General features: G+C 66.3%; 24 protein-coding genes and 1 pseudogene. 3 read left to right on the top strand and 22 right to left on the bottom strand.

Going from position 1 to position 19,328, the window contains the following annotated elements; genetic code table 11:
* Position 1: 1 nt before the first annotated feature.
* Genes B9A11_RS16585 through B9A11_RS22295 form a run of 4 tightly spaced genes read right to left on the bottom strand, consistent with a single transcriptional unit; the run spans position 2 to position 4,152 of the window.
* Positions 2 to 1,522: a phage portal protein gene (locus B9A11_RS16585; protein ID WP_058248944.1), complete on the bottom strand. Its 1,521-nt coding sequence runs from the start codon at positions 1,520 to 1,522 to the stop codon at positions 2 to 4.
* Positions 1,522 to 1,731: a phage head-tail joining protein gene (locus B9A11_RS16580; protein WP_058248945.1), complete on the bottom strand. Its 210-nt coding sequence runs from the start codon at positions 1,729 to 1,731 to the stop codon at positions 1,522 to 1,524. The genes B9A11_RS16585 and B9A11_RS16580 overlap by 1 nt, the downstream gene beginning before the upstream one ends.
* A complete protein-coding gene (locus B9A11_RS16575) occupies positions 1,731 to 3,641 on the bottom strand; it encodes a phage terminase large subunit family protein (RefSeq protein WP_234988881.1) in 1,911 nt (636 codons plus the stop codon). Before B9A11_RS16575 ends, B9A11_RS16580 begins: the two co-directional genes overlap by 1 nt.
* A complete protein-coding gene (locus tag B9A11_RS22295) occupies positions 3,556 to 4,152 on the bottom strand; it encodes a hypothetical protein (RefSeq protein WP_058248946.1) in 597 nt (198 codons plus the stop codon). The genes B9A11_RS16575 and B9A11_RS22295 overlap by 86 nt, the downstream gene beginning before the upstream one ends.
* A gap of 115 nt (positions 4,153 to 4,267) precedes the next feature.
* Here B9A11_RS22295 and B9A11_RS21450 point away from each other — a divergent pair, with 115 nt between their 5' ends.
* The 3 genes from B9A11_RS21450 (at position 4,268) to B9A11_RS16555 (ending at position 5,309) form a co-directional block, all read left to right on the top strand.
* A complete protein-coding gene (locus tag B9A11_RS21450) occupies positions 4,268 to 4,450 on the top strand; it encodes a hypothetical protein (protein WP_058248947.1) in 183 nt (60 codons plus the stop codon).
* A gap of 12 nt (positions 4,451 to 4,462) precedes the next feature.
* Positions 4,463 to 4,711, top strand: coding sequence for a hypothetical protein (locus B9A11_RS16560; protein WP_058248948.1), 249 nt, complete (start codon positions 4,463 to 4,465; stop codon positions 4,709 to 4,711).
* Positions 4,712 to 4,805: 94 nt separating this feature from the next.
* Entirely contained in the window at positions 4,806 to 5,309 is a 504-nt protein-coding gene (locus tag B9A11_RS16555; RefSeq protein WP_058248949.1) for a DUF3489 domain-containing protein, read from the top strand.
* 82 nt (positions 5,310 to 5,391) lie between these two features.
* On the opposite strand, the gene B9A11_RS16550 is transcribed toward B9A11_RS16555, so the two are convergent.
* The 18 genes and pseudogenes from B9A11_RS16550 to B9A11_RS16475 form a co-directional block, all read right to left on the bottom strand.
* Positions 5,392 to 5,973, bottom strand: coding sequence for a GIY-YIG nuclease family protein (locus B9A11_RS16550; RefSeq protein WP_143595910.1), 582 nt, complete (start codon positions 5,971 to 5,973; stop codon positions 5,392 to 5,394).
* 18 nt (positions 5,974 to 5,991) lie between these two features.
* The gene (locus B9A11_RS16545; RefSeq protein ID WP_058248951.1) at positions 5,992 to 6,240 is read right to left on the bottom strand and encodes a DUF7220 family protein; all 249 of its coding nucleotides are present in this window, start codon (positions 6,238 to 6,240) and stop codon (positions 5,992 to 5,994) included.
* The gene (locus tag B9A11_RS22290; protein ID WP_058248952.1) at positions 6,237 to 6,719 is read right to left on the bottom strand and encodes a hypothetical protein; all 483 of its coding nucleotides are present in this window, start codon (positions 6,717 to 6,719) and stop codon (positions 6,237 to 6,239) included. The genes B9A11_RS16545 and B9A11_RS22290 overlap by 4 nt, the downstream gene beginning before the upstream one ends.
* Positions 6,720 to 6,924: 205 nt before the next feature.
* Positions 6,925 to 7,245 (bottom strand): annotated as a pseudogene (locus B9A11_RS22285) (DNA cytosine methyltransferase); the annotation flags it as partial.
* 40 nt (positions 7,246 to 7,285) lie between these two features.
* Positions 7,286 to 8,218, bottom strand: a complete 933-nt coding sequence (locus B9A11_RS16535; protein ID WP_058248953.1) for an IS110 family RNA-guided transposase — start codon at positions 8,216 to 8,218, stop codon at positions 7,286 to 7,288.
* A gap of 369 nt (positions 8,219 to 8,587) precedes the next feature.
* Positions 8,588 to 9,814, bottom strand: a complete 1,227-nt coding sequence (locus B9A11_RS16530; protein WP_058248954.1) for a DNA modification methylase — start codon at positions 9,812 to 9,814, stop codon at positions 8,588 to 8,590.
* A 370-nt stretch (positions 9,815 to 10,184) separates the two neighbouring features.
* Complete coding sequence (locus tag B9A11_RS16525; RefSeq protein WP_058248955.1) at positions 10,185 to 10,571, bottom strand: DUF6362 family protein; 387 nt, start codon at positions 10,569 to 10,571, stop codon at positions 10,185 to 10,187.
* Positions 10,564 to 10,761, bottom strand: a complete 198-nt coding sequence (locus B9A11_RS16520) for a hypothetical protein (protein WP_058248956.1) — start codon at positions 10,759 to 10,761, stop codon at positions 10,564 to 10,566. Before B9A11_RS16520 ends, B9A11_RS16525 begins: the two co-directional genes overlap by 8 nt.
* Positions 10,758 to 11,246: a crossover junction endodeoxyribonuclease RuvC gene (locus B9A11_RS16515; protein ID WP_058248957.1), complete on the bottom strand. Its 489-nt coding sequence runs from the start codon at positions 11,244 to 11,246 to the stop codon at positions 10,758 to 10,760. The genes B9A11_RS16520 and B9A11_RS16515 overlap by 4 nt, the downstream gene beginning before the upstream one ends.
* A gap of 390 nt (positions 11,247 to 11,636) precedes the next feature.
* Entirely contained in the window at positions 11,637 to 13,910 is a 2,274-nt protein-coding gene (locus tag B9A11_RS16510) for a PriCT-2 domain-containing protein (RefSeq protein ID WP_058248958.1), read from the bottom strand.
* On the bottom strand, positions 13,910 to 14,134 hold the full coding sequence (locus B9A11_RS21165) for a DUF6511 domain-containing protein (protein WP_058248959.1): 225 nt from the start codon (positions 14,132 to 14,134) through the stop codon (positions 13,910 to 13,912). The genes B9A11_RS16510 and B9A11_RS21165 overlap by 1 nt, the downstream gene beginning before the upstream one ends.
* Positions 14,131 to 15,867: a DEAD/DEAH box helicase gene (locus B9A11_RS16505; RefSeq protein ID WP_083499933.1), complete on the bottom strand. Its 1,737-nt coding sequence runs from the start codon at positions 15,865 to 15,867 to the stop codon at positions 14,131 to 14,133. Before B9A11_RS16505 ends, B9A11_RS21165 begins: the two co-directional genes overlap by 4 nt.
* Positions 15,861 to 16,805, bottom strand: coding sequence for a PD-(D/E)XK nuclease family protein (locus B9A11_RS16500; protein ID WP_058248960.1), 945 nt, complete (start codon positions 16,803 to 16,805; stop codon positions 15,861 to 15,863). Before B9A11_RS16500 ends, B9A11_RS16505 begins: the two co-directional genes overlap by 7 nt.
* A 50-nt stretch (positions 16,806 to 16,855) precedes the next feature.
* A complete protein-coding gene (locus B9A11_RS16495) occupies positions 16,856 to 17,167 on the bottom strand; it encodes a hypothetical protein (protein WP_083499934.1) in 312 nt (103 codons plus the stop codon).
* A gap of 64 nt (positions 17,168 to 17,231) precedes the next feature.
* Complete coding sequence (locus B9A11_RS16490) at positions 17,232 to 17,732, bottom strand: DUF669 domain-containing protein (RefSeq protein ID WP_058248961.1); 501 nt, start codon at positions 17,730 to 17,732, stop codon at positions 17,232 to 17,234.
* 19 nt (positions 17,733 to 17,751) lie between these two features.
* Entirely contained in the window at positions 17,752 to 18,498 is a 747-nt protein-coding gene (locus B9A11_RS16485) for an ATP-binding protein (RefSeq protein ID WP_058248962.1), read from the bottom strand.
* Positions 18,498 to 18,983 (bottom strand): hypothetical protein, encoded by a 486-nt coding sequence (locus B9A11_RS16480; protein WP_058248963.1) that lies wholly within the window; start codon positions 18,981 to 18,983, stop codon positions 18,498 to 18,500. The genes B9A11_RS16485 and B9A11_RS16480 overlap by 1 nt, the downstream gene beginning before the upstream one ends.
* Before the next feature lie 11 nt (positions 18,984 to 18,994).
* Entirely contained in the window at positions 18,995 to 19,204 is a 210-nt protein-coding gene (locus B9A11_RS16475; RefSeq protein WP_043869387.1) for a helix-turn-helix transcriptional regulator, read from the bottom strand.
* Between the last annotated feature and the right edge of the window lie 124 nt (positions 19,205 to 19,328).

Here is a 19,328-nt window from a genome sequence, read left to right as displayed (position 1 = left end):
GTCAGTCCTGTTGGTCGGCCTGCGCCGGTGTGATTTCCGGATCGGCGGGGGCTGTCGGGTCGCCCGCCTGCGCGCTGCCGGTCTTGGTGACGCGGCGCGGATCGCTGTCGAGCACGAGGCCGAGTTCGTCGAGCTTCGCATTGGTCGCGGCGATTTCCGCCAGCACGGCGTCGGGGTTACGGCCCTGCCGGGCGATGGCTTGCGCCAGCGTCGTGGTGCCCGAGCGGATCGCCAGAAGGTCCGCCATCGCGTCCTTCTGCGGATCGACCGCCTCGAACTTCGGCGGCTGCCATTCGACCGGGACATCCGGCGTGGGGATCTTGCCTGCCGCCCATGCGGCTTCCGTGAACCAGCGCCAGACCGGCGCGCAGAACATCGGGATGAACAGCTGCCATTGGACGGCGTCGATCATCCGGCGGAACTCGACGAGGCCCGCGCGGATCGAGGAGTAGTTGACCTGGGACAGGTCCCCGGTCAGCAGCTCGTAAGGCACCCGGAACCCGGCCGAGATCGTGTGCAGGCTCGCGCGCTTATATTCGCCATAGCCGCCGGTGGCGGACGGCTGGTTGAAGCGGATGTCCTTGCCGCCGCGCGCATAGGCGATCAGCCCTGGCTCGAACTGCTCGACCCGGTTTCCATCGGCATCGACCACGGAGGGCGCGATGCCCTGCTGGGCCTCGTCGTCGCCGAAGACGATGGCGGTGACGCAGGCCTCAGTCTTCTTGCGGACAAGTTCGGCCACCTCGTAATCGTCGAGATCGCGCAACGACCGGATCACCGGCGCGCCCCAGGGAACGCCGCGCGCCTGCGTGCGCTGCTTCTCATAGACATGGGCGATCTCGCTCGCCGGGACCGGGCGGCTCTGCAGACCGTTCTGCAAGGCGCCATAGGCGTCGCCGGGGTGTTCGGAATGGAGCCAGTAGGCCCTGCGCTTGCCGACCGGGTCGAACTCGATCCCCTGCACCAGCCGCCCCGCGCCGAGGGCGCCGGATTTCGTGGCGTCGAGGAAGTCTGCCTCCAGCACCTGCAGTTGCAGCGGCACCGGCAGGCCATCGCTCGCCCGCCGCAGGCGTCGGCGCACCAGAACCTCGCCCGCCTCGACCATCTCGCGGCAGATCAGCGTCTGCAGCCCGTAGAAGTCGAGCTGGCCGTCGGCGTCACACTCCGCCGTCCAGCGCTCGAACAACGCGTCGACCTTGCGGTCGAGCGTGTCGTCGCCGCTGGCAGCGCGCGGCATGATGCCCGCGCCGATGATGTTGTTGACCAGCACCGCCACGGCCTTGGCCGCATGCGGGTTGTTGCGCACCAGATCGCGCATCCGGTCGCGCAACAGCGCCCCGGCCACGCCGATCTCGGTGTCGGCCGAGGATCCCGGCGCGCGCCAGCCCTCCGTCCGTCGCCCGCGCGCCGCGCCGTCATAGCCCCGCGTCAGGGTCTCGAAGGCCTGCCGGGCTATTACGCGGCGGGCCGCCATGCGCGGCGCCACCGTTGCAATGGCGTGGTCGAACCAGGTCGCGGACATCAGCGATCCCCGCGGCTGAAGCCCGCGAGCCCGGCCACCGGCAGCGGTCGGCTGACGCCCGCAATGGCGCGCTCGATGGTGCGGATGCGGGCGAGCAGGTCGTCGGCCGAGCCGTAATCGACCGACTTGCCATCATAGCTCACCCGCGTCGTGCCGCTGGCATAGGCCCGGCGCAGCGCCGAAAGCTCGGTTTCCGTCCAGTCGGTCATCAAAACCATCCTCCGCGCCGCCCGAGCCAGTCGGAGCGGCGCTTGCCCTGCGGGGCCTGTCCCGGCCGGTTGATCTGCCCGGCGGGATCGGTGTCGGTGGGGGCCGCCCCGAGCTGATCCTCGAGGTCGCGCCATTTCTCGTCGGGCCAGCGGTCCGCGCCCGCGATCCAGGCGGCGGCGCGGGCATAGACCCGGCAGTCCAGCGCCTCGTTGCGTTCGCGGAGTTTCTGCCATTCGAGCTTTGCGAAGCCGCGCTTGGTGCGCACAGTAACCAGTTGCTCGGCCACGACCTGCTTCAGCCACTCGCTTTCCACCCATGTCGGCAGGTGGATCGTGCCGGGCGGAAAGACCGCGCCCTCGGCGCGTTCTTCCTCAGTCGGCCGTTCCAGCCTCAGAAACCGGTAGGTCTCGGCCTTGAAGGTCGAAACTGCCACGGTCCAAAGCCGGGCTCCGCGCCGCAGACGTTTCCCACCCTCGGTCGCATCGACAAACGTCGGCCCCGACACCGGGCTGGAGCGATTGAACCCCTCGACGCCCTTGACTGGCGACACCTGTCCAAACCCCTGCGCCCGCGACCAGGAGTAGACCGCCGGGGCCTCGTAGCCAGTGTCGATGGCGAGCCGCGCGATCCTGAGATGCGCGCCGCGCTCATGCGGCCAGCTTCGATCAAGCAGCGTTGTCAGTTCCGACCACGCGTCGTGCCGGTCGGGCCCGCCCTCGATCACGACGTGATCGACGAGCCAGCTTTCGAGCCCGCGCCCCCAGGCCCAGACATCGACCTCGATCCGGTCCTTCTGCACGTCGGCCCCAGCGGTCAGGAACAGCCCGCCCGCTGGCACCGTGCCCGGTTTCCAAGCCTCGCGGCGGTCGTAGAGCCGCTGCCAGTCTGGGGCTTCCCCGGTCTCGACCCATGTCTCGCCCAGCGATGTGTTGACGAATGTCTTCATCGTCTCGTCCCCGCCGGAGCGCGCCGAGAGAAAGGCCCGCACCATCGTCTCCAGTCTGACCCAGGGCGAGTAGATCTCGTTCAGGTGGAAGCCCGCCACGCCCGCGAAGGGCTGCTCCGCCACCCAATGTCCTTTTGAGACGGCCGCCCAGCGGGTCTCATCCCGCCACGCCGCATCGCAATCGGCGCAATGGTAGCGCGCGGTTTCAGGCCGGTGGTCGCCCTCGGGCCCCTTGCTCCAGCGCACCTGTGTCCAGGTCAGCACCTGTTCCGCCCCGCAGTCCGGGCATGGCACCCAGAACCGGCGCTGATCGCTTTCCTCGAAGGCTGCCTCGATCCGGCTGGTGCCCTTGTTCGTCGGCGTCGAGACCAGCACGATCTTGCGGTTCCAGAAAGTCACCGTGCGTTTCCTGGCGAGGTTGACTGGATCACCCTCGGCGCCCGCGCTGAAGGGGTAGCGGTCCACCTCGTCGCAAAGCAGCAGGCGGATCGGACGGCTGGCCAGACCCGATGGCGCGTTCGCGCCGACGATGGTCAGATGCCCGCCGGGAAACCGCTTGTGCAGGATCTTGTTGTTGCCGTCGCGCGAGCGGGGATCGGCGATCTTGCCCTTCAGACAGGGCGTGTCGCGGGCCATCGGCGAGAAGCGATCCTTCGACCAGGTTTCCGCGTCGCGCTCGGTCGGCATCACGACCATGATCGGCGCGGGATCCTGATCGATGTGATAGCCGCAGGCGTTGTTCAGCACCTCGGTCTTGCCGACCTGGGCGGAGGACATGATGACCACCGTCTCGGTCGAGGCGTCCGAGATCGCCTCCATAATTCCACGCTGATATTCGGCCCGGCTCGTCCGCCATTGCCCGGGTTCGGCGCTGGCCTCAGAGCTCAGCCGTCGGTTCTGATCCGCCCAATCGCTGATCGTCAGTTCCGGCGGCGGGCGCAGCACCTTCAGCGCCGTCTCCACCGTCCGCTTCAGGATCGGCGAGCCCGTCAATGTCAGCGCTGGCTTCGAGTTGGACATCTGGCTGCGCGAGATCATCGAGCACCTCGCGGATGGTCATTCGGATCAGGTTCCGGGTGTCTCCGACGGTTGATTGTTCAAAAACCTGCGGCGCCAGCCGGTCCGGCAGCGCGAGCAAGCGGGTGCGCAGAAGCGCCAGGACGGCGATCCAGGCGGCCTCGATCTCTTCGGCCGCGATCAGCGCGCCACGCTTTTCCTCGGCCTCCATCTCGGCGAGATCAGCCCGCGCCCGAATGAAGCGCGCCCGCTCGGCCGCGTAATCCGGCGCACCGGCCTGCGCCTTCGTGGCCTGATCGCGCAGGTAGCGGACATAGCCGCGCACCGAGCCGATCAGGTCGTACTGGCCGCGCTCGGCCTTCGGGATCACGCCCTCGCGGCTCAGCTGCTGGACCCGGCGTTCCGAGAGATCGAGGAGCCGCGCGATCACGCCGATGGGTTGCGTGGCTGACGACATGAGATGATCCGCGCGCTCCGATTAAAGCCATGTAATTGCTGCGATTATACTGGATGATGTGCCCCGGCGGAGCGAAGCTGATCCTACGAAAACGATGCGCCCCACGGAGCCTGCCATGACCCTCGCCGAACGCTACAACCTCGAAGCCGCCCGCCTGCTTCCGCACATGGCCGCCGACCTTCAGGTCGATCCCGCCATCACCCGTGCGGCCGAGATCGACGAGATCGTCTTCCGGCGCGGCGAGTTTCTGGGCGGCATGGCCTGCGCCATCCTCGCGATGATCGCGCAAAAGAACTGAGGGGGCAGGACGATGACCGAACGCCACCAACTCCGCGCCGAAAAGGCCCGCCGGAACCAAGAAGTCGCGCTGGCGGCCTTCATGGAAAAGAAGGCCGAGATCGACACGATGCTCGCCCGCCTGCAGAGGCTGAGCGATGACCACTTCAACGCCCATCCCGACGAGATCAATTGGGGCCACGTCGGCACCCTCGAACACTACGCGAGCCTGATGAAGTGCATCACCGACAGCGCGTTCGGCGAAGGCGAATTCGCAGACTGACCTCCGGCATCGCCGGACCATTGCCGCGCGCGGGCGCGGCTTGGGGTCGTAGAAGGGATCGCGACGGCCGCGACCCGAATACGGAGACGACCCCATGACCCAGCTTTCCGATACCCAAGCCATCATCCTCAGCGCCGCCGCACAGCGGCCCGAGCTCATCGCCCTGCCGCTGCCAGAGAGCCTGCGGGGCGGAGCCGCCGCCAAGGTGATCGGCGCAATGCTCGCGAAGGGCTTGCTCGAAGAGGTAGAGGCGGACATGCGCAAGGGCGAACCCGTCTGGCGCGAGACCGGCGACGGCCACGGCGTCATGCTGGTTGCCACCGACGCAGGCCTTGCCGCCGTCGGCATCGAACCGAACACTTCCGCCGCCCCCGAACCCGCACCCAAGACGCGTACGCCGCGCGAGGGCACCAAGCAGGCCACCCTGATCGCCATGCTGCGCACGCCGGACGGCGCGACCATTGAGGAAATCATGGCAGCGACGGGCTGGCAGTCGCACACGGTGCGCGGCGCGATGGCCGGGGCGCTGAAAAAGAGGCTTGGGCTCGAGGTGACCTCGGAGAAAGTCGAGGGGCGCGGAAGGGTCTACCGGCTTTAAGCGGCAATGATTTGCCATGCACCCGCGTTGAACGCAGCTTACGGATTCCTTTGAGGCGCGACCCGGCGATTTCCTAGATACATCAATCGGCCAAGTCCAAGTGACCATGAAGGTCGAATAGCTGCGCCTGCCGTTCAAGCGCGGCTATTTCGTGGGTTCCGAACCCGAGGTCGGCCACGATTTTGTCGACCATTTCTCGCGGCTCCGGCAGTTGGTTGACGCGCTTTCGGGTCTTGTTCCAGCTCACCATTTCCGGCGGCGCCAGAGCGATTATTGCTTTCTCGAGGCTTTCGAGTTCGGTTTTTGAGCCTGTCAACGGGACGCATGCGGCGCGGCAATGGCGACGAATGAACTCCTTGCGGACGAGTTTGGCCAACTGCGCGTCGGTGCCTACATGACAACTCAGTTTCCGGTTTCGCCACATCCTACCAATATTGTAATTGCAGGCCAGTTTGTGGCTTCGCTCCTCACTCCCATTGACGTGACGGCTATAGATCCGGTCCCGAAACGAGCTGGCTTCCGTGATTCCGACATAGTGTAGATCTCCGCGGTGATCAGCGAGCGCGTATACCCCGACAGCATCAGGAAGATCGTCAATCCGTCTCAGTTCCTGCGACTGCAATGCGGCGAGGCATTCTGCTGGCGAAAGAAGGAATTGGGACATCGTGAGTTCACACAGCAATCAAGGGTCTTTGGGGAAGCAGATGGTTCGGTCGTTCCTGAGCCCAACTGCTTCGAATATCCTTCTAATGGAGTACGAGCGCACAATCGAGACGATGGTGAAGACAGCGCCCATCTTCAGGTTCTGGGCCAGCGTCGTGTGCAGGCCAAAGATCGGGAAGATCAGGATCTGTGTGACGACCGCAACGCCGTAGCCCACGATCACGTTGGCGACGGACTCGACCAGCGACATCAGGCGGGACTGTTTCATGCCGCGGCCTCATCCATCGGCCAGCAGTTCAGCTGCCAGAGTTCGAAGCGCATGCGCTGCAACCAGGGGGACCACGCCGTTGCCACAGAGGCGAAGCCGGTCCACCCGGTGGGCCAGCCCATCAGCGCCTCGACGAACAGCGGGTTCAAGGTTCGGCGCACTTCGGAGGTATTCGGCCCAGCCATCGGCGTCACCAGGACCTGGCGGCCAAGCAGCCCGTTCACCGGCGTGTTGGCCAGTGTCGTCGCCCCGTCCTTGTGATCCCGCGCCGTCGGCGTCATCCACATCTGACTGGCGTTGGCCAGATCGGCCGTCCGGCGGTTGCCGGCGCTCGGCTTGTTTCCGTCCGTCGCCATTGGCGTCGGCCAATCCCGCGCCATGCCGTCGAGACCCTTCTCGTCGCGCCTGTCGCCACCCCGGCTCCGAAAGCTGTCGGTCTGCGGCGTCGGCCACATCGCGGCCGTCGTCGCAAGGTTCATGCCGTGCTGACCCGCTGCCTGCGAGGGTGTCGGCTTCGTCTGCCGGTTCTCGTTCGCACTGGCCCTCGGCGTCGGCCAGAGCCGCAGCAGTTCCGTCCGGTTCCCGCCACTCGACCGGGTCCCAGAGCAGGCGCGCGGGGTCGGCCAGCTCGTCGCCATCGCGGTGGGCGAGGATGAAGAGGCGCTCGCGCTTGTGGGGCGCGCCGACTTCCGCCGCAGTGAAGAGGCCTGCCGCAAGGCGGTAGCCCATTCCGACCAGTCCGCTGGCGACTTCGGGGAAGCCGAGGCGGAGATGATGGGCGACGTTCTCGAGGAACACGAAGGGCGGTTCGACCTCGCCGATGATGCGGGCGACATGCGGCCAGAGGTGGCGCGGGTCGTCCGCGCCCCGGCGTTTGCCCGCGACGGAGAATGGCTGGCACGGATAGCCCGCAGTGACGATATCCACCGCGCCGCGCCACGGGCGGCCGTCGAAGGTTCCAACGTCGTCCCAGACAACAGCCTGATCCAAGGACGCGTCTTCCATCCGCGCCACGAGAGTGGCTGCAGCGAAGTATCCGTTTTGATCAAGCGGCTTTTTCGTTCCATTTCCGGCCGTCGCGGAGCAGCGCGTTTGCGAGGATCAGCAGCTTGCGCATGATCGCGGTGATGGCAACCTTTGACGGTTTTCCGGCATCCTTGAGATCCTGGTATTTCCGAGCGAGATCGTCGTTGAAGCGTAGTGCGACCAGTGCCGGCATATAGAGCGCGCGGCGCAAACCGGCGCGACCACCGCGAATGCGGGCGCGGCCGGTCCATGTCCCCGATTGGCGCGTCATTGGGGCGAGGCCTGCCAGGCTGGCAGCCTGCTTGTTGTCCAACTGGCCCAACTCGGGCATTTCGGTCAGGATCGCCATGGCCGTGACCGATCCGATGCCGGGAATGGAGGTGAGGATATCCCGACGGCGCGACAGTTCGGGATCGCCGACGGTCAGCGCTGCGATCGTTGCATCGATTTCTTTCAGTTGTGCGCCGATTTGTTTCAGGCGGGCCCTGAGCTGGCGCCGGATCAGCGGGTTCACGGCGATCTGCTCGCGGTTGGTCGTGGCGATGCGGTCCTTGACGAGTGCTTGTCGCGCGACGCTCAACTCTCTGAGATCATGCAGGGTTTCGGATTTCGCAGGACGCCCTTCAAGGTCGAGAACCGCACCCATCCGTGCGAGGATGGCCGCATCGATCCGATCGGTCTTGGCCAGCCGTCCGGTTGCCTCGGCAAAACGGCGCGCGGCACGGGGATTGACCTTTACGGCCTCGATCCCGGCCGCGACCAGAGTGGCTTCGAAAAGCCGGTGATAGGCGCCGGTCGGCTCGAACACGACCCGTGCTGCGGGTTTGCCGATCCAGCGGATCAGCGCCGCGCACCCGGCGCGGTCGTTCGGGAACTGGCGATGCTCGGCTGGGCTCAGCCGGAAGGCATCAAGGGTAGGTTTCGAGATGTCGACTCCAATGATATGCTGCATGGTCTCTTCGTCTTCCTCTGCTTGTCATCCGGTCCCAAGGACCGGGTATCCGTTCAGGACAGATGAAAAGACGGGGGCGATCATACTACGCCTCGGTGTTGCGGCACCTGGTTTCCCTCGATCCGACCCCCGCCGCTGCCCGGCATAAATGCCGTGCCGGGCAGCGGCTCCTTTATCCCAAAGGAGCCGAGAGAAGTCATAAGACAAGGTTTCCCGTTCGACATGGCCCACAGTTCGATATCCGGGCAAGGCGATGGTGAGCCCGAGGTCAATGCCACCGGCGCCGGAGCAGAGCGAGAGGCCGAAGAGACATGCGTCGCCTGTTCCGTCAGGCAGGCCTGCGGAAGGTAAAGCCAGGTCATCCATCCCTCAGCGGTCTTTGGTCTTGAGGTCGTCGTAGGGCGTTCCATCCCCGTCGAGGACGGCCTGTTTCCCGGTGAATTTCTGCCAGCGCTGGACGGCCACATCGACATAGGCCGGGTTCAGTTCGATGCCGAGGCAGACGCGGCCCGTGGTCTCGGCCGCGATCAGCGTGGTGCCCGATCCCATGAAGGGCTCGTAGATCGCCTGACCCGGGCTCGAATTGTTGAGGATCGGCCGGCGCATGCATTCCACCGGCTTCTGGGTGCCGTGGACGGTCTTTTCGTCCTGGTCCTTGCCCGAGATGTGCCAGAGCGTCGTCTGCTTGCGGTCGCCCGCCCAATGGCCCTTGCCGGACTTGCGCACGGCGTACCAGGCGGGCTCGTGCTGCCAGTGATAATCGCCGCGGCTCAGAACCAGCCGCTCCTTGGCCCAGATGATCTGGGACCGGATCGTGAAGCCCGCGACCTCGAGGCTTTCCGCCACGGTCGCCGCATGCAGCGCGCCATGCCAGACATAGGCGACATCGCCGGGGAACAGCGCCCAGGCCTCGCGCCAGTCGGCCCGATCATCGTTCAGCACCTTGCCGGTGCGCTTGGTCTTGGCCGCCCCCGCCTCATTGCGCCAGCCCGGGTCATATTCCACGCCGTAGGGCGGATCGGTGACCATCAGCAGCGGCTTCACCGGGCCGAGCAGCCGCTCGACATCGGTGGCGACCGTACTGTCGCCGCAGAGAAGCCGGTGGTGTCCCAGAAGCCAGAGATCGCCGGGTCGGCTGATCGGCTCCTCCGGGGTTTCCGGGATCTCGTCTTCGCCCTCCTGCGGACCGGTGCCTGCATCGAGGCTCGACATCAGCGCGTTCAACTCGTCCTCGGTGAAGCCGGTCAGGCCAAGGTCGAAATCCGCCTCCAGCAGGTCAGCCAGTTCGAGGTTCAAGAGGTCCTTGTCCCATTCGGCATTCTCGCCGGAACGGTTGTCCATGATCCGGAAGGCACGGGCCTGGGAGGCTGTCAGCCCCTTGGCGACATGCACCGGGGCGGTCTTGAAGCCGAGCTTGCGCGCAGCCTCCAGCCTTGTGTGCCCGGCGAGCACGACCATCGCCTCGTCCACCACGATGGGCTGACGCCAGCCGAACTCCTGGATCGAGGCCGCGACCGTGGCGATGGCCTGCTCGTTGCGCCGGGGATTGCGCGCATAGGGAATGATCTGCTCGAGCGGCAGGTCGACGACGTCCATGGGAATGTCCTTGGGGTGCCGGGCGGCGAAATGGGGGCGTGAACCGAAATGCCCCCACAGGGCCGTTTCGGTTCAGGCATGGGGTTTCCGGCGGTCAGACCCTGTGCTCGTTGCCGCGTGGGCCCAAGCGAAACGAAACGGCTATTTTCAGGGGCGTCACTGGGAAACCCTCGCGCTTCGCCCGCCCGCATAGGGTGGACGCCGGGAAGGACCCGCCGATTTCAGGGAAATGCGCTCCGCTGCGGCCCTGCTGTCGTGGGGCCGCGCGAACGGAAACGGGGAGAGCCGTCTTCCGACGCACTCTCCCCATCATATCCTTCAGATAGCACGGATCTGTTGCAGCTGTCGAAGAACAAAGTGTTGCAACACTTCACGCAGCCGCAGCATTCAGCCGCGCGGCGATCTTGGTAAGCGCGAGCTTGTGCTGGCGCCAGGCGGTGGAGCGGTCGACGCCCAGCTCATAGGTGATCTGCTTCCACGGACGCCTGGCGGCACGCCACCAGATCAGGCGGCGCTCGCTTTCGCCGAGCCAGAGTACCCAGTCGAAGGTCCGCTCGAGCCGCGAGATCGCGGCGGCCGAGGGCCAGACCCGCATCGGTTCGGGCTCCATGGCGAGGATTTCGCGCTCGGTGCGGATGACCTGCGGCCAGGCGTTGAAATAGCCCTGCACCTTCACGGGCGGCAGCTTGCGCAGGGTGCGGAACGCCTCCTCGAAGTGATCGGCGACGTCCTCGGCGGTCCAGATGTGCTCAGCCATGGCGCAGATCCTCGACCGGGCGCGGACCATAGAGCCGCGTGCCCAGCTGCTCGACGAGTTCGCGCTCGGGCCAGGTCAGGCGCTGGTCATCCACGCTGACGGCCAGCAGGCCCTGTTCGCGCCAACCGTCGCCTTTCACCTCATCAGGCGACCGACGCTGGCCGCCATAGCCCTTTGGGTGGAACCTCATGCCGCACCTCCCCGGGCGTCGAGGGCCCAGAGAAGGATCGCGATGGCATCGGCCTCGTTGTCGTCTTCTGGGCTGAAGCCCTTCGCGCGGGCTGCATCGATCATGGCCTGCTTGGGGGCGTTGCCCTTGCCGGTGGCGTGGCGCTTGATCGTGCCCACCGGCACGCCCTCGTAGGGGATGCCCCGCAACTCGCCCCAGCTGGTGAGCGAGGCCATCAGCCCGCCATAGACATGGGCCGCATCGGTTCCGGCATGGCGGCGGACCTCCTCGAACCAGATCGCGGCGATGGGACCGGACAGGCGGTCCAGTTCGGTCAGCCAGTTGGTGAAACGCAGATAGCGCATGCCGCCGCCGTCATAACGCCCGGGCCGAAAGCTGGCGGTGCCGCTGGTGATGAGCCCTTCGTGGCTGCGCAGCGCCCAGCCGGTTGTGGTACCGAGATCGAGCGCCAGCATGCAGGGCGGATGTTCGTTGGATTGGGTCATGAGAGACCTCCTCTTCGCGTTTGTGAGCGAGGCGAGCGGGCTGGCCGGTGAAGGCTGCGGTCTCGCCAGGCCCCGAAGGGTGGTCTGGTCAGTTCATGGGCTGGGCAGCTGGGCCGCCCGGCAAATCCTTCAGAACTTTCAGAGGGGCGTCTTGAAGGATTTCCGCCCGTAAGTGGTTGTCCTGTATGTGTAATATATAATCTTTCAATTATTCAATATTTCAATGGGTACCTCTCTCCCAATGTTAAACCGCGCGCGTACACGTATAGGGAAAAGGGGTCCTCTTGAAAGATTGAAGGATTTGAAGGATTCGGTTTTTCCCTTTCGTTTCTGCTGCTTGGCGGTAGTTCGGCTTCAAGGGCCGCTTCAGGCGGCTTGAAGGATCTCCGGTCACCCACCCCATCGGGCCATCCGGTAGACCATGGCCTGCTTGGTCGAGGATCCGCGCATGCCCGTCGTGATGTCTCCGCTCTCGATCAACGTCAGCAGGATTTCGTCGCGGTCGCGCGATTTCAGCCATTGGGAGGCGCGCGTGATCTCGGATTTGGTGATCCCCTTGGGCCCGGCGGCGCGGACGATCTCTTTCAGCCGCTTCAGATGCGCCTCGGTCTCGGTATCCGCCACATGGCGCTCGACCGCCTCCATGGTGCGCCGCGCGTAATGGCGCACGAAGCCGATGGCCCAGTCCGCCACGGCGATGTCGATCTCGGGGCGCACCGGGTCGCGCCCGACGGCGACGATCAGCGCCAGCTTCAACGCATTCTCTCCGATGCGGGCGAGAATGGCGGTAAAGGCGGTGCCGGCCGCTGCCCGCAGTTCCTCGGTCAGGGCGTCGCTCAGGTCGGCGAACCGGACGCGCGCCGCGTCTGACATCGGCACGGTCATCGGGCTCACGGCGGTGTTCTGATCGGCGGTCTTGCCGGTCAGGTTGCCCTTCACGGCCCCGCCGCCGTTCGCGACCAGCTGGAGTGCCTGGATCAGCGCGGGCGGCGCCTGCCGGATGCCCACGGCGAGGTTCTCATCGGGGTAGTCCTCGTCGCTGGGCAGGATCAGGAAACGGGCCAGCGAGCCGTCGACCACATTCGCGCCCTGCAGCGCGCCCCAGAAATGCAGCGGCGTCGTGGTGCCATAGACGCAAAGGCAGGGCTGGTTGATGTCGCGCCGCTCATTGGTGCCGTCGCGGTTCGCATATTCGGCGCCGAGGAAGATCCCGCCCGCGGTCGTGAAGAGCTCGGTCATGTTGTCGAGGATCTCGGTGATATGGCGCGGGCTGCGCTTGCGGTCAGCGGCGGCCGACAGGAACATTCCGAATTCGTCGATCTGGAACAGGATCGCCGGCTGGCGATGGAGCGCGGTCAAAAGCCCCGCGCCAGAGGCGATCTTGTTGCCGCCGAGATGGTGGGCGAGACCCGCTTCGAAGAAGACCTCGTTGATGATCTCGCGGGCGTGGTTCTTGCCTGAGCCGCTGTCAGCGATCCCCACGACATAGAGGTTCGAGCGCAGGTTACTGGTCGTGCGGTACCGCCGCCCCATCAGCGCGCCGATGGCGCAGAGGCTCGCCCCGAGCGAAAGAAGCGGTTGCGGCCTGCGGGCGGTGGCCAGCATGTAGCCGGTCAGCTCGCCGACGAGACCGTCGGGGATGGTCAGGCTGAAGGCAGGATTTTCCGGGTCGGCGACGGTGGGCGCGCTCCCCTCCAGCCGGGCCAGCAGATCGGCGGCTGGATGTGGGCCGTCCGGATCAAGGCTGCCATCGAGGCGCAAGGCGGCGACGGGCTGCCAGCCGCGTTCCATGGCGAGATGATAGATCGTGCCTGCGCCGATCCGGTCGGGCTTGAAGCTCGCCCAGGCGCGGGCCGTGGTCGCGGGCACATCCTTGGCCGCCTGGGCCGACCAGGTGGCAAAGACCTCGCCGCCCTCATCGCCAAGCGCGCCTTTCAGTGCCATGCCGATGCGCATCCAGCTGTCGTAATCGAGCTCGTCATTCGGCAGCCAGTCGAGCGCCGACCGGATGGCGGGCAAGGTGCCGATCTGCCCGTGATTGCGCAGCAGGGTTGCCGGTGCTGCCGAGCGCAACCCGCGCTGACGCAGGGCCTCGGGCAGGATCGCATAGGCCTCGTCGAGAAAGGCCGCCGCCGCTTCGGCCGTGATTTCCGGAAGGTCGCTGATGTCGAGATCGGCCAGCCCCTCGTCGGGCCAGACATAGGGCGCGCCGGTATCGGGGTGGTCGGCATAGGCCAGAAACTGCTGCCCGAGGCAGAGCACCTCGAGCGGATGGCGTTTGATGCCTCGAAACGGTGCGGCCGTGCGATAGACCAGCATACGCTTCGGGGCGCGGCCGATGCGCAGAGCGGGCGTGTCGCCGAGGCGCGCCCGGGCCAGCGCCTCGATTTGCAGCGCCAGGTCGGCGTCCGCCGCGATGTCGATATCGACCGCCGCCACCGCGCCGCCGACGATGCCGATGCCGCAATCGGGCCAAGTGGCCCAGGTCGCGACCTCGACCTCCGTGGTTGGGCGTTCGGCATGGCGGTTCCATTCCGGGTAATCAGACCAGCCACCGCGCTGGAACCGGCCGGGCTTCTTGGTGCCCGGGCCGATCGGCAGGATGGCATAGCCATTGGTGACGAGCCGCGCGCCGAAGCGCGCCATCCAGGACGTGTCGGCCATCAGAACGGCACCTCCGGCGCCATCGCGTCGAGCCAGTTGCGATCCTTTGGTGCCAGCGCACGTAGGTGGTCGCAATAGCCGGTGACGACCGCGTCGAGAAACCGGGCCCATTCCTCCTCGGACAGGGTCGCGAGGTCGGACTTGCCGATGCTCTCAAGATATTCGCCGCCCATCTGGCCACCCGTGATCATGGCTTCGGTCTCATTCGGGGTCGGATCGATCATGCCCTTCCTCCCATGGCAGAGGTCCTGACAGGCACGGCTGCAGAACCGCTTGCGGCTGGCGTCACGCCGCGGGTCGGTGCGGCGGAACCCCGGCTCGAACCAGCCAAAGCCGCGAGGTTCCCGGTGGCAGACGGCGCAGAGGCCGGGGTCGGATGGGCGCATGGGGCGAACCTGTAACCGGAGATTTCAAGATAACGGCCCGAAGGACGGACCGAGATGTCGCTGGGGCGCGCAAGGCGGCTCGTCTGCGCGAGGGCCTCGGCCACGCTCAGCGGCACGGGGCAGCCGGGTGCGCGCTTGCGCCACCACTCGGCCGCCTTCTGGCGGGCATAGCCCTGATGCTCGAGGCAGACCCATTCGCTGTAGGTGGCAAGGCCGCTACTATAGGTCACCTTGAGCGACGGACGGCCGCCAGCCTTGTCGTGGCGGCTATAGGAAACGCCCGTGACCTTGAGCCATCGTTGCTTCGGCGAAAGCACCGGCAGCGTGGCGGCCGTCGGCGCGATCTTCACCTCGCGCGCCGGGAAGACATAGCCGCAATCCGGGCATTCCGTCGCCGATAGCGCGATGATGCTGTCACAGTCCGGGCAGACCTTGGTCGGGGCCTCACCCCCGCCGCCGTCACCGGGGCGCTTGGGCCGCACCAGATCGATCGGCCCGTGGCGGCGGACATTGCCGGCGAAGTCCAGCACCAGGCAATTATCCTTGCCCGGCGCGAGGCGGGTGCCGCGCCCGACCATCTGCACATAGAGCCCGGCCGATTGCGTGGGACGCAGGAGCGCGATCAGGTCGACCCCCGGCGCGTTGAAGCCGGTGGTCAGCACGCCCATAGAGGCCAGCGCCCGGATTTCGCCGCGCTTGAAGGCGGCAAGGATCGCATCGCGCTCGTCCTTCGGCGTGTCGCCGAAGATCGTGCGGCAACAGATGCCCTGGCGGCCGAATTCCTCGGCCACATGGCGCGCATGCTCGACGCCCGAACAGAAGGCCAGCCAGGATTTGCGGTCGCGGCCATGCTCGATGATCTCGGCCACGGCCGCGCGGGTGATGGCGTCCTGATCGACCGCCGCCGCCAGATCGCGCGCAATGAAATCGCCCGCGCGGGTGCCCACCTTCGAGACGTCGAGCCGGGTCGCGGGCTGTTTCGAGACCAGAGGGCTCAGATACCCCGCATCGATCAGTTCGCGGACCGGGGCCTCATAGGCGATGTCGGTGAAGAGCGCGTTCTGCCCCTCGTGCAGCATCCCGCAGTCGAGCCGGAACGGCGTGGCGGTCAGCCCGATCACCTTGAGCGCCGGGTTGATCGCCTTCAGCGCGTCGAGGAAGCGCCGATACATCGTGCTCGACTTGCCGGGGATCAGATGCGCCTCGTCGATCAACACCAGATCGGTGTGGCCGATTTCAGCCGCGCGGCGGTGGATCGATTGGATGCCCGCGAAGAGGATCCGCGCCTGCGCCTCGCGCTTACCGAGGCCTGCCGAATAGATGCCCGCCGGGGCATCGGGCCAGAGGCCGATCATCTCGGCATGGTTCTGGGCGATCAGCTCGCGGACATGGGTCACGATCAGGATGCGCTGATCGGGCCAGGCCTTCAGCACGCCTTCGATGAAGGACGCCATGACGAGCGACTTGCCGCCCGCGGTCGGGATGACCACCAACGGATTGCCGGTGTGGGTCTGGAAATAGCCGTAGATCGCGGTGATCGCGGCCTGTTGATAGGGGCGCAGGGTCAGCATGGCGCGGCCTCCGGGGAACGGGCGTCATTGGTCCAGGTCGTGCCATCGGCCATGCGGTAGGTGACGAGATCGTCGCCCGCATCGATGACCTCGCCCGGGATGAGATCGGGGATGAAAAGGTGACGGCCACAGGCGGCGCGTTGCTCTGCCAGGGCCAGCATCCGGTCGTGGCGGGCGCAGTGCCAACCACCCTCGACGGGTGTCGTATGCAGGCAGGACCGGCAGGTCACCGCCGCGCCACCGCCGTCATGGCAGGCCGCATGGTGATCGCAGAACCGGCATTCGAACCAGGCCGGGTCCTCGCTGATCCGCGCGGGCGGATGCTGGGCGAAGATGATGCGCCCGGCCTTTTCCAGCAGGCGCTCGGCCATCGCGCGGTCCGCCTCGATGCGCTCGACATGCAGCGCGTCGGTGTCCTTGCAGACCGCGACGTAGAGCGCGCGCGTGATGCCGGTCAGGTGCATGTAGACCTGCATCTGCGCTGCGTGCTGGGGCTTGGACAGAACGACGCCCTTCGCGACCAACTCGTTGAAGCTCTTGACCGAGTGGGTCTTGAACTCCAGCACATGCCAGGTCTTCGGCGCCTCCAGTAGCCCGAGGGCCACGCCGTCGAGCGAGCCGCCGAAATGGCCGCCATGGGCCTCGACCCGGAACTGGCGGCCGGTCTCGGGATCGACCTCGAGCACGGTCGCGCCGGTGGCACGCAGGTTGCGCACCAGCCGGTCCTCTGCCAGCTGCCCCGTCTCGAAGAGGCGCAGCAGGCGGCCGGAATGGCGCGCGGGCGTGATCCAGCGGAAATCATACCAGAGCGCCCGGGCACAGGATTTGCCGATGATCGACGCCCCGAGGTGATCGCGGAAACCATCGCCCTGGCGGGCCTCATAATCGGCATAGATCGCCGTCAGCGTCGGCGTGGGGGCGCAGGGCAACTCTGTCATCACAGACCCTCCCGTTCGGTTCTCGCTTGGGCCTCGGCCAGAATGCCATCCTAGGTCTCGGGGTCATGGCGTTCGCGCAGGATGCCGATCAGCGCGTCCTTGAGCTTTTCGCGACGACGGCGGCCGGTGCCCTGGGCCAAGAGTTCCGCTCGCTCGCGGCACAGGTGGCGGAGCGCCGTGCGGGCCCGGTGGAACCAGTCCGGATCGATCGGCTTCTGGCCGCGCTGGCGGGCCAGATCGGCCGTCGCGATTTGCGTGCGGATCTTGGCGATGGCATCGTCGAGTTCGATCAGCCGCCGCTGGTCTTCAGGCAAGCCGGGGCTGTTCACGGCCACGAGGGCCGCGTTGGTAATGTCAGTCATGGGAGTTTCCTCAGATGGGGTTGCGCGCTGCCCTGTCAGTCAGGGCGCAGGACAGCGCGGGTGCTCAGCCCTTCTTGTTCCAGGGCGCGGAGGCCATTTTCGGCGGCACCGAAGAGCTGGCCGGATCGGGCGCGGGCTTTGCCGAGCGGGCGGCCGGGGCCGAACCCCGCTCGGGCGACAGATAGGCAATCGCGTTGCTCTCGCCGTAGCCGTTCTTCGGCGGGCGGATCTTCACCTGGATCGTCATCGGGATCAGGTGCAGCTCCTCGCTGTCGCTGACATGCATCCGGCCCGTGGCGTGGCAGATCGCCGAGAGCGTGCGCTGCGCGATCTCCACCGTGGTCGGGTTCGGGTTCACCAGGTTCAGCTGGTCGAAGATCTTCCGCCCCTTGTGCTCTCCCTCGAGGATGTCGAGCATCAGCCAGAGGAACTGGCCCATGCCGTTCTTGGTGACGCGCATCTCGCTCTCGACGATCTGGGCGCGGTACTTGCCGGCGGGCAGCAGCTCGTAGGCGGTGGTGGGCTCGACGCTGGTGGCGTCGAAGGACTTGTCGAAACGTGCCATGGTCTTGTCCTTGTTCAGTTCATTGGGATTGGGGCATGGCCGCGAGGAACTCCGACCACATCAGCGGCAGGGTTTCCGGCAGGCCGTAACGGTTCTTGGCGAGGAAGGCGGGGCGCTCTTCGGTGTGCATGACGCGCGCACCGGACCCTAGCGCCCGGGTCACCTTCTTGTTGAAGCCAACATCGGATTTCGCGACCGAGATCTGATAGTTGGCGAAGAGCACCACGTCCGAATGCTCCTGCAGCAGCGCCGAGGCGCGGGTCTGCAACTTGATCACATAGCGGTCGTAGGGCTCGTGCTCGGGGCTGTCGAAACGCTTGATGTCGGTATGGGCGATCTGGATGACCACCATGCCCTTGCGGTCGCGCAGCGCGTTGAGCCGGTCGAGATATTCGCGCCAGATGGTCAGCGCCTCGGCATAGCCCTTCCCGAACCCCGGCGCCTCGATCGAGGCCCATCCATTGCGCTTGCAGGCCTCGGCCCAGATCAGCGGCTCCAGCCAGTCGACGCTGTCGACGACGACCGTGCCGAAATCGTGGTCCTCGTTCAGAAGCGCATCAAGCGCCTCAGCCACCTCCGCATAGCTGGTCGCGAGCGGGAAATGGGGCACCTGCAGCTTGCCTAGGCCATCCTCGGTCATGAGGAAGACGGGCCGGTCGGCATCGGCTGCGAAGGTGGATTTGCCCACCCCGGCCACGCCGTGGATCAGGATGCGCGGCGGGGTCAGCACCGAGGTCGTGCGCAGGGACGCGAGCGAAATGGCCATCAGCGCACCTCCTCGTTCAGCACGAGGCGGAACTTGGGCTTGCCGGTGCGGACCGTGCGCGCGGGCTCGAAGCCCTTGCGCCAGCTTTCCGGAAATGCGCCGTATTTGCGCTCGGAGACCGACAGCTTGGTTTCGATGAATTCCGCCGGGTCCTCGCCCGCCGAGGCGATGTTCTCGGCGATCTGCGCCAGCAACGCCTGATCCCAGTCGATGCGCTTGGGCAGTTCGGCGATCACGGTGACGCCGTCATCCTCGAACCGGATCGTGCCGGTGTCCTTGCCCGCCTCCTGGCGGGTGTCCTGGGCGCGGTCGGCGTATTTCAGAGAGATGGCGCCGTCGAGCCAGTCCGCGACCGACTTCGCCTGCGTCAGCTGCTCGTCCGCCGCGCCTTTCAGCAGCGCGAGCTGATCGGCGGGCAGCGCCGCGATCTGGCCCACCGGCATGCGGTGGATATCGGCCAGGGTGATGTGGTTGGAGATCGTCATATTCCGCCCCCTCACGCCGACATCGGACGATGGGGTTCGTGATCCACGCCGCGGATCTGTTCGGCCTCGAAGGCCTCGACATCCTCGAGCCGGTAGATCACCCGGCCGCCGAGCTTGATGAATTTCGGGCCTTCGCCCGTCCACCGCCAGCGCTCCAGCGTGCGGTGCGAAATGTTCCAGCGAGCCGCCAGCTCGATCTGGGAAAGGTGCCTGGTCGCCATGTGAACCTCCTTGGGATTTCTGCGAACACTTGCGGGTTCAACATGGCGGAGGGCGTGGGAGGGCTTGGGGAGGGCACTGGTAGGGAAGCCGGTAGGAGAGGCACAAAAGCAAAAGGCCGCCCTG

Origin of the sequence: Tropicibacter naphthalenivorans, from assembly GCF_900176475.1 — a bacterium.
GTDB classification, from domain to species: domain Bacteria; phylum Pseudomonadota; class Alphaproteobacteria; order Rhodobacterales; family Rhodobacteraceae; genus Tropicibacter; species Tropicibacter naphthalenivorans.
The sequence above is the reverse complement of the archived record's forward strand: the minus strand, read 5'-3'. Positions and strand labels throughout refer to the sequence as shown.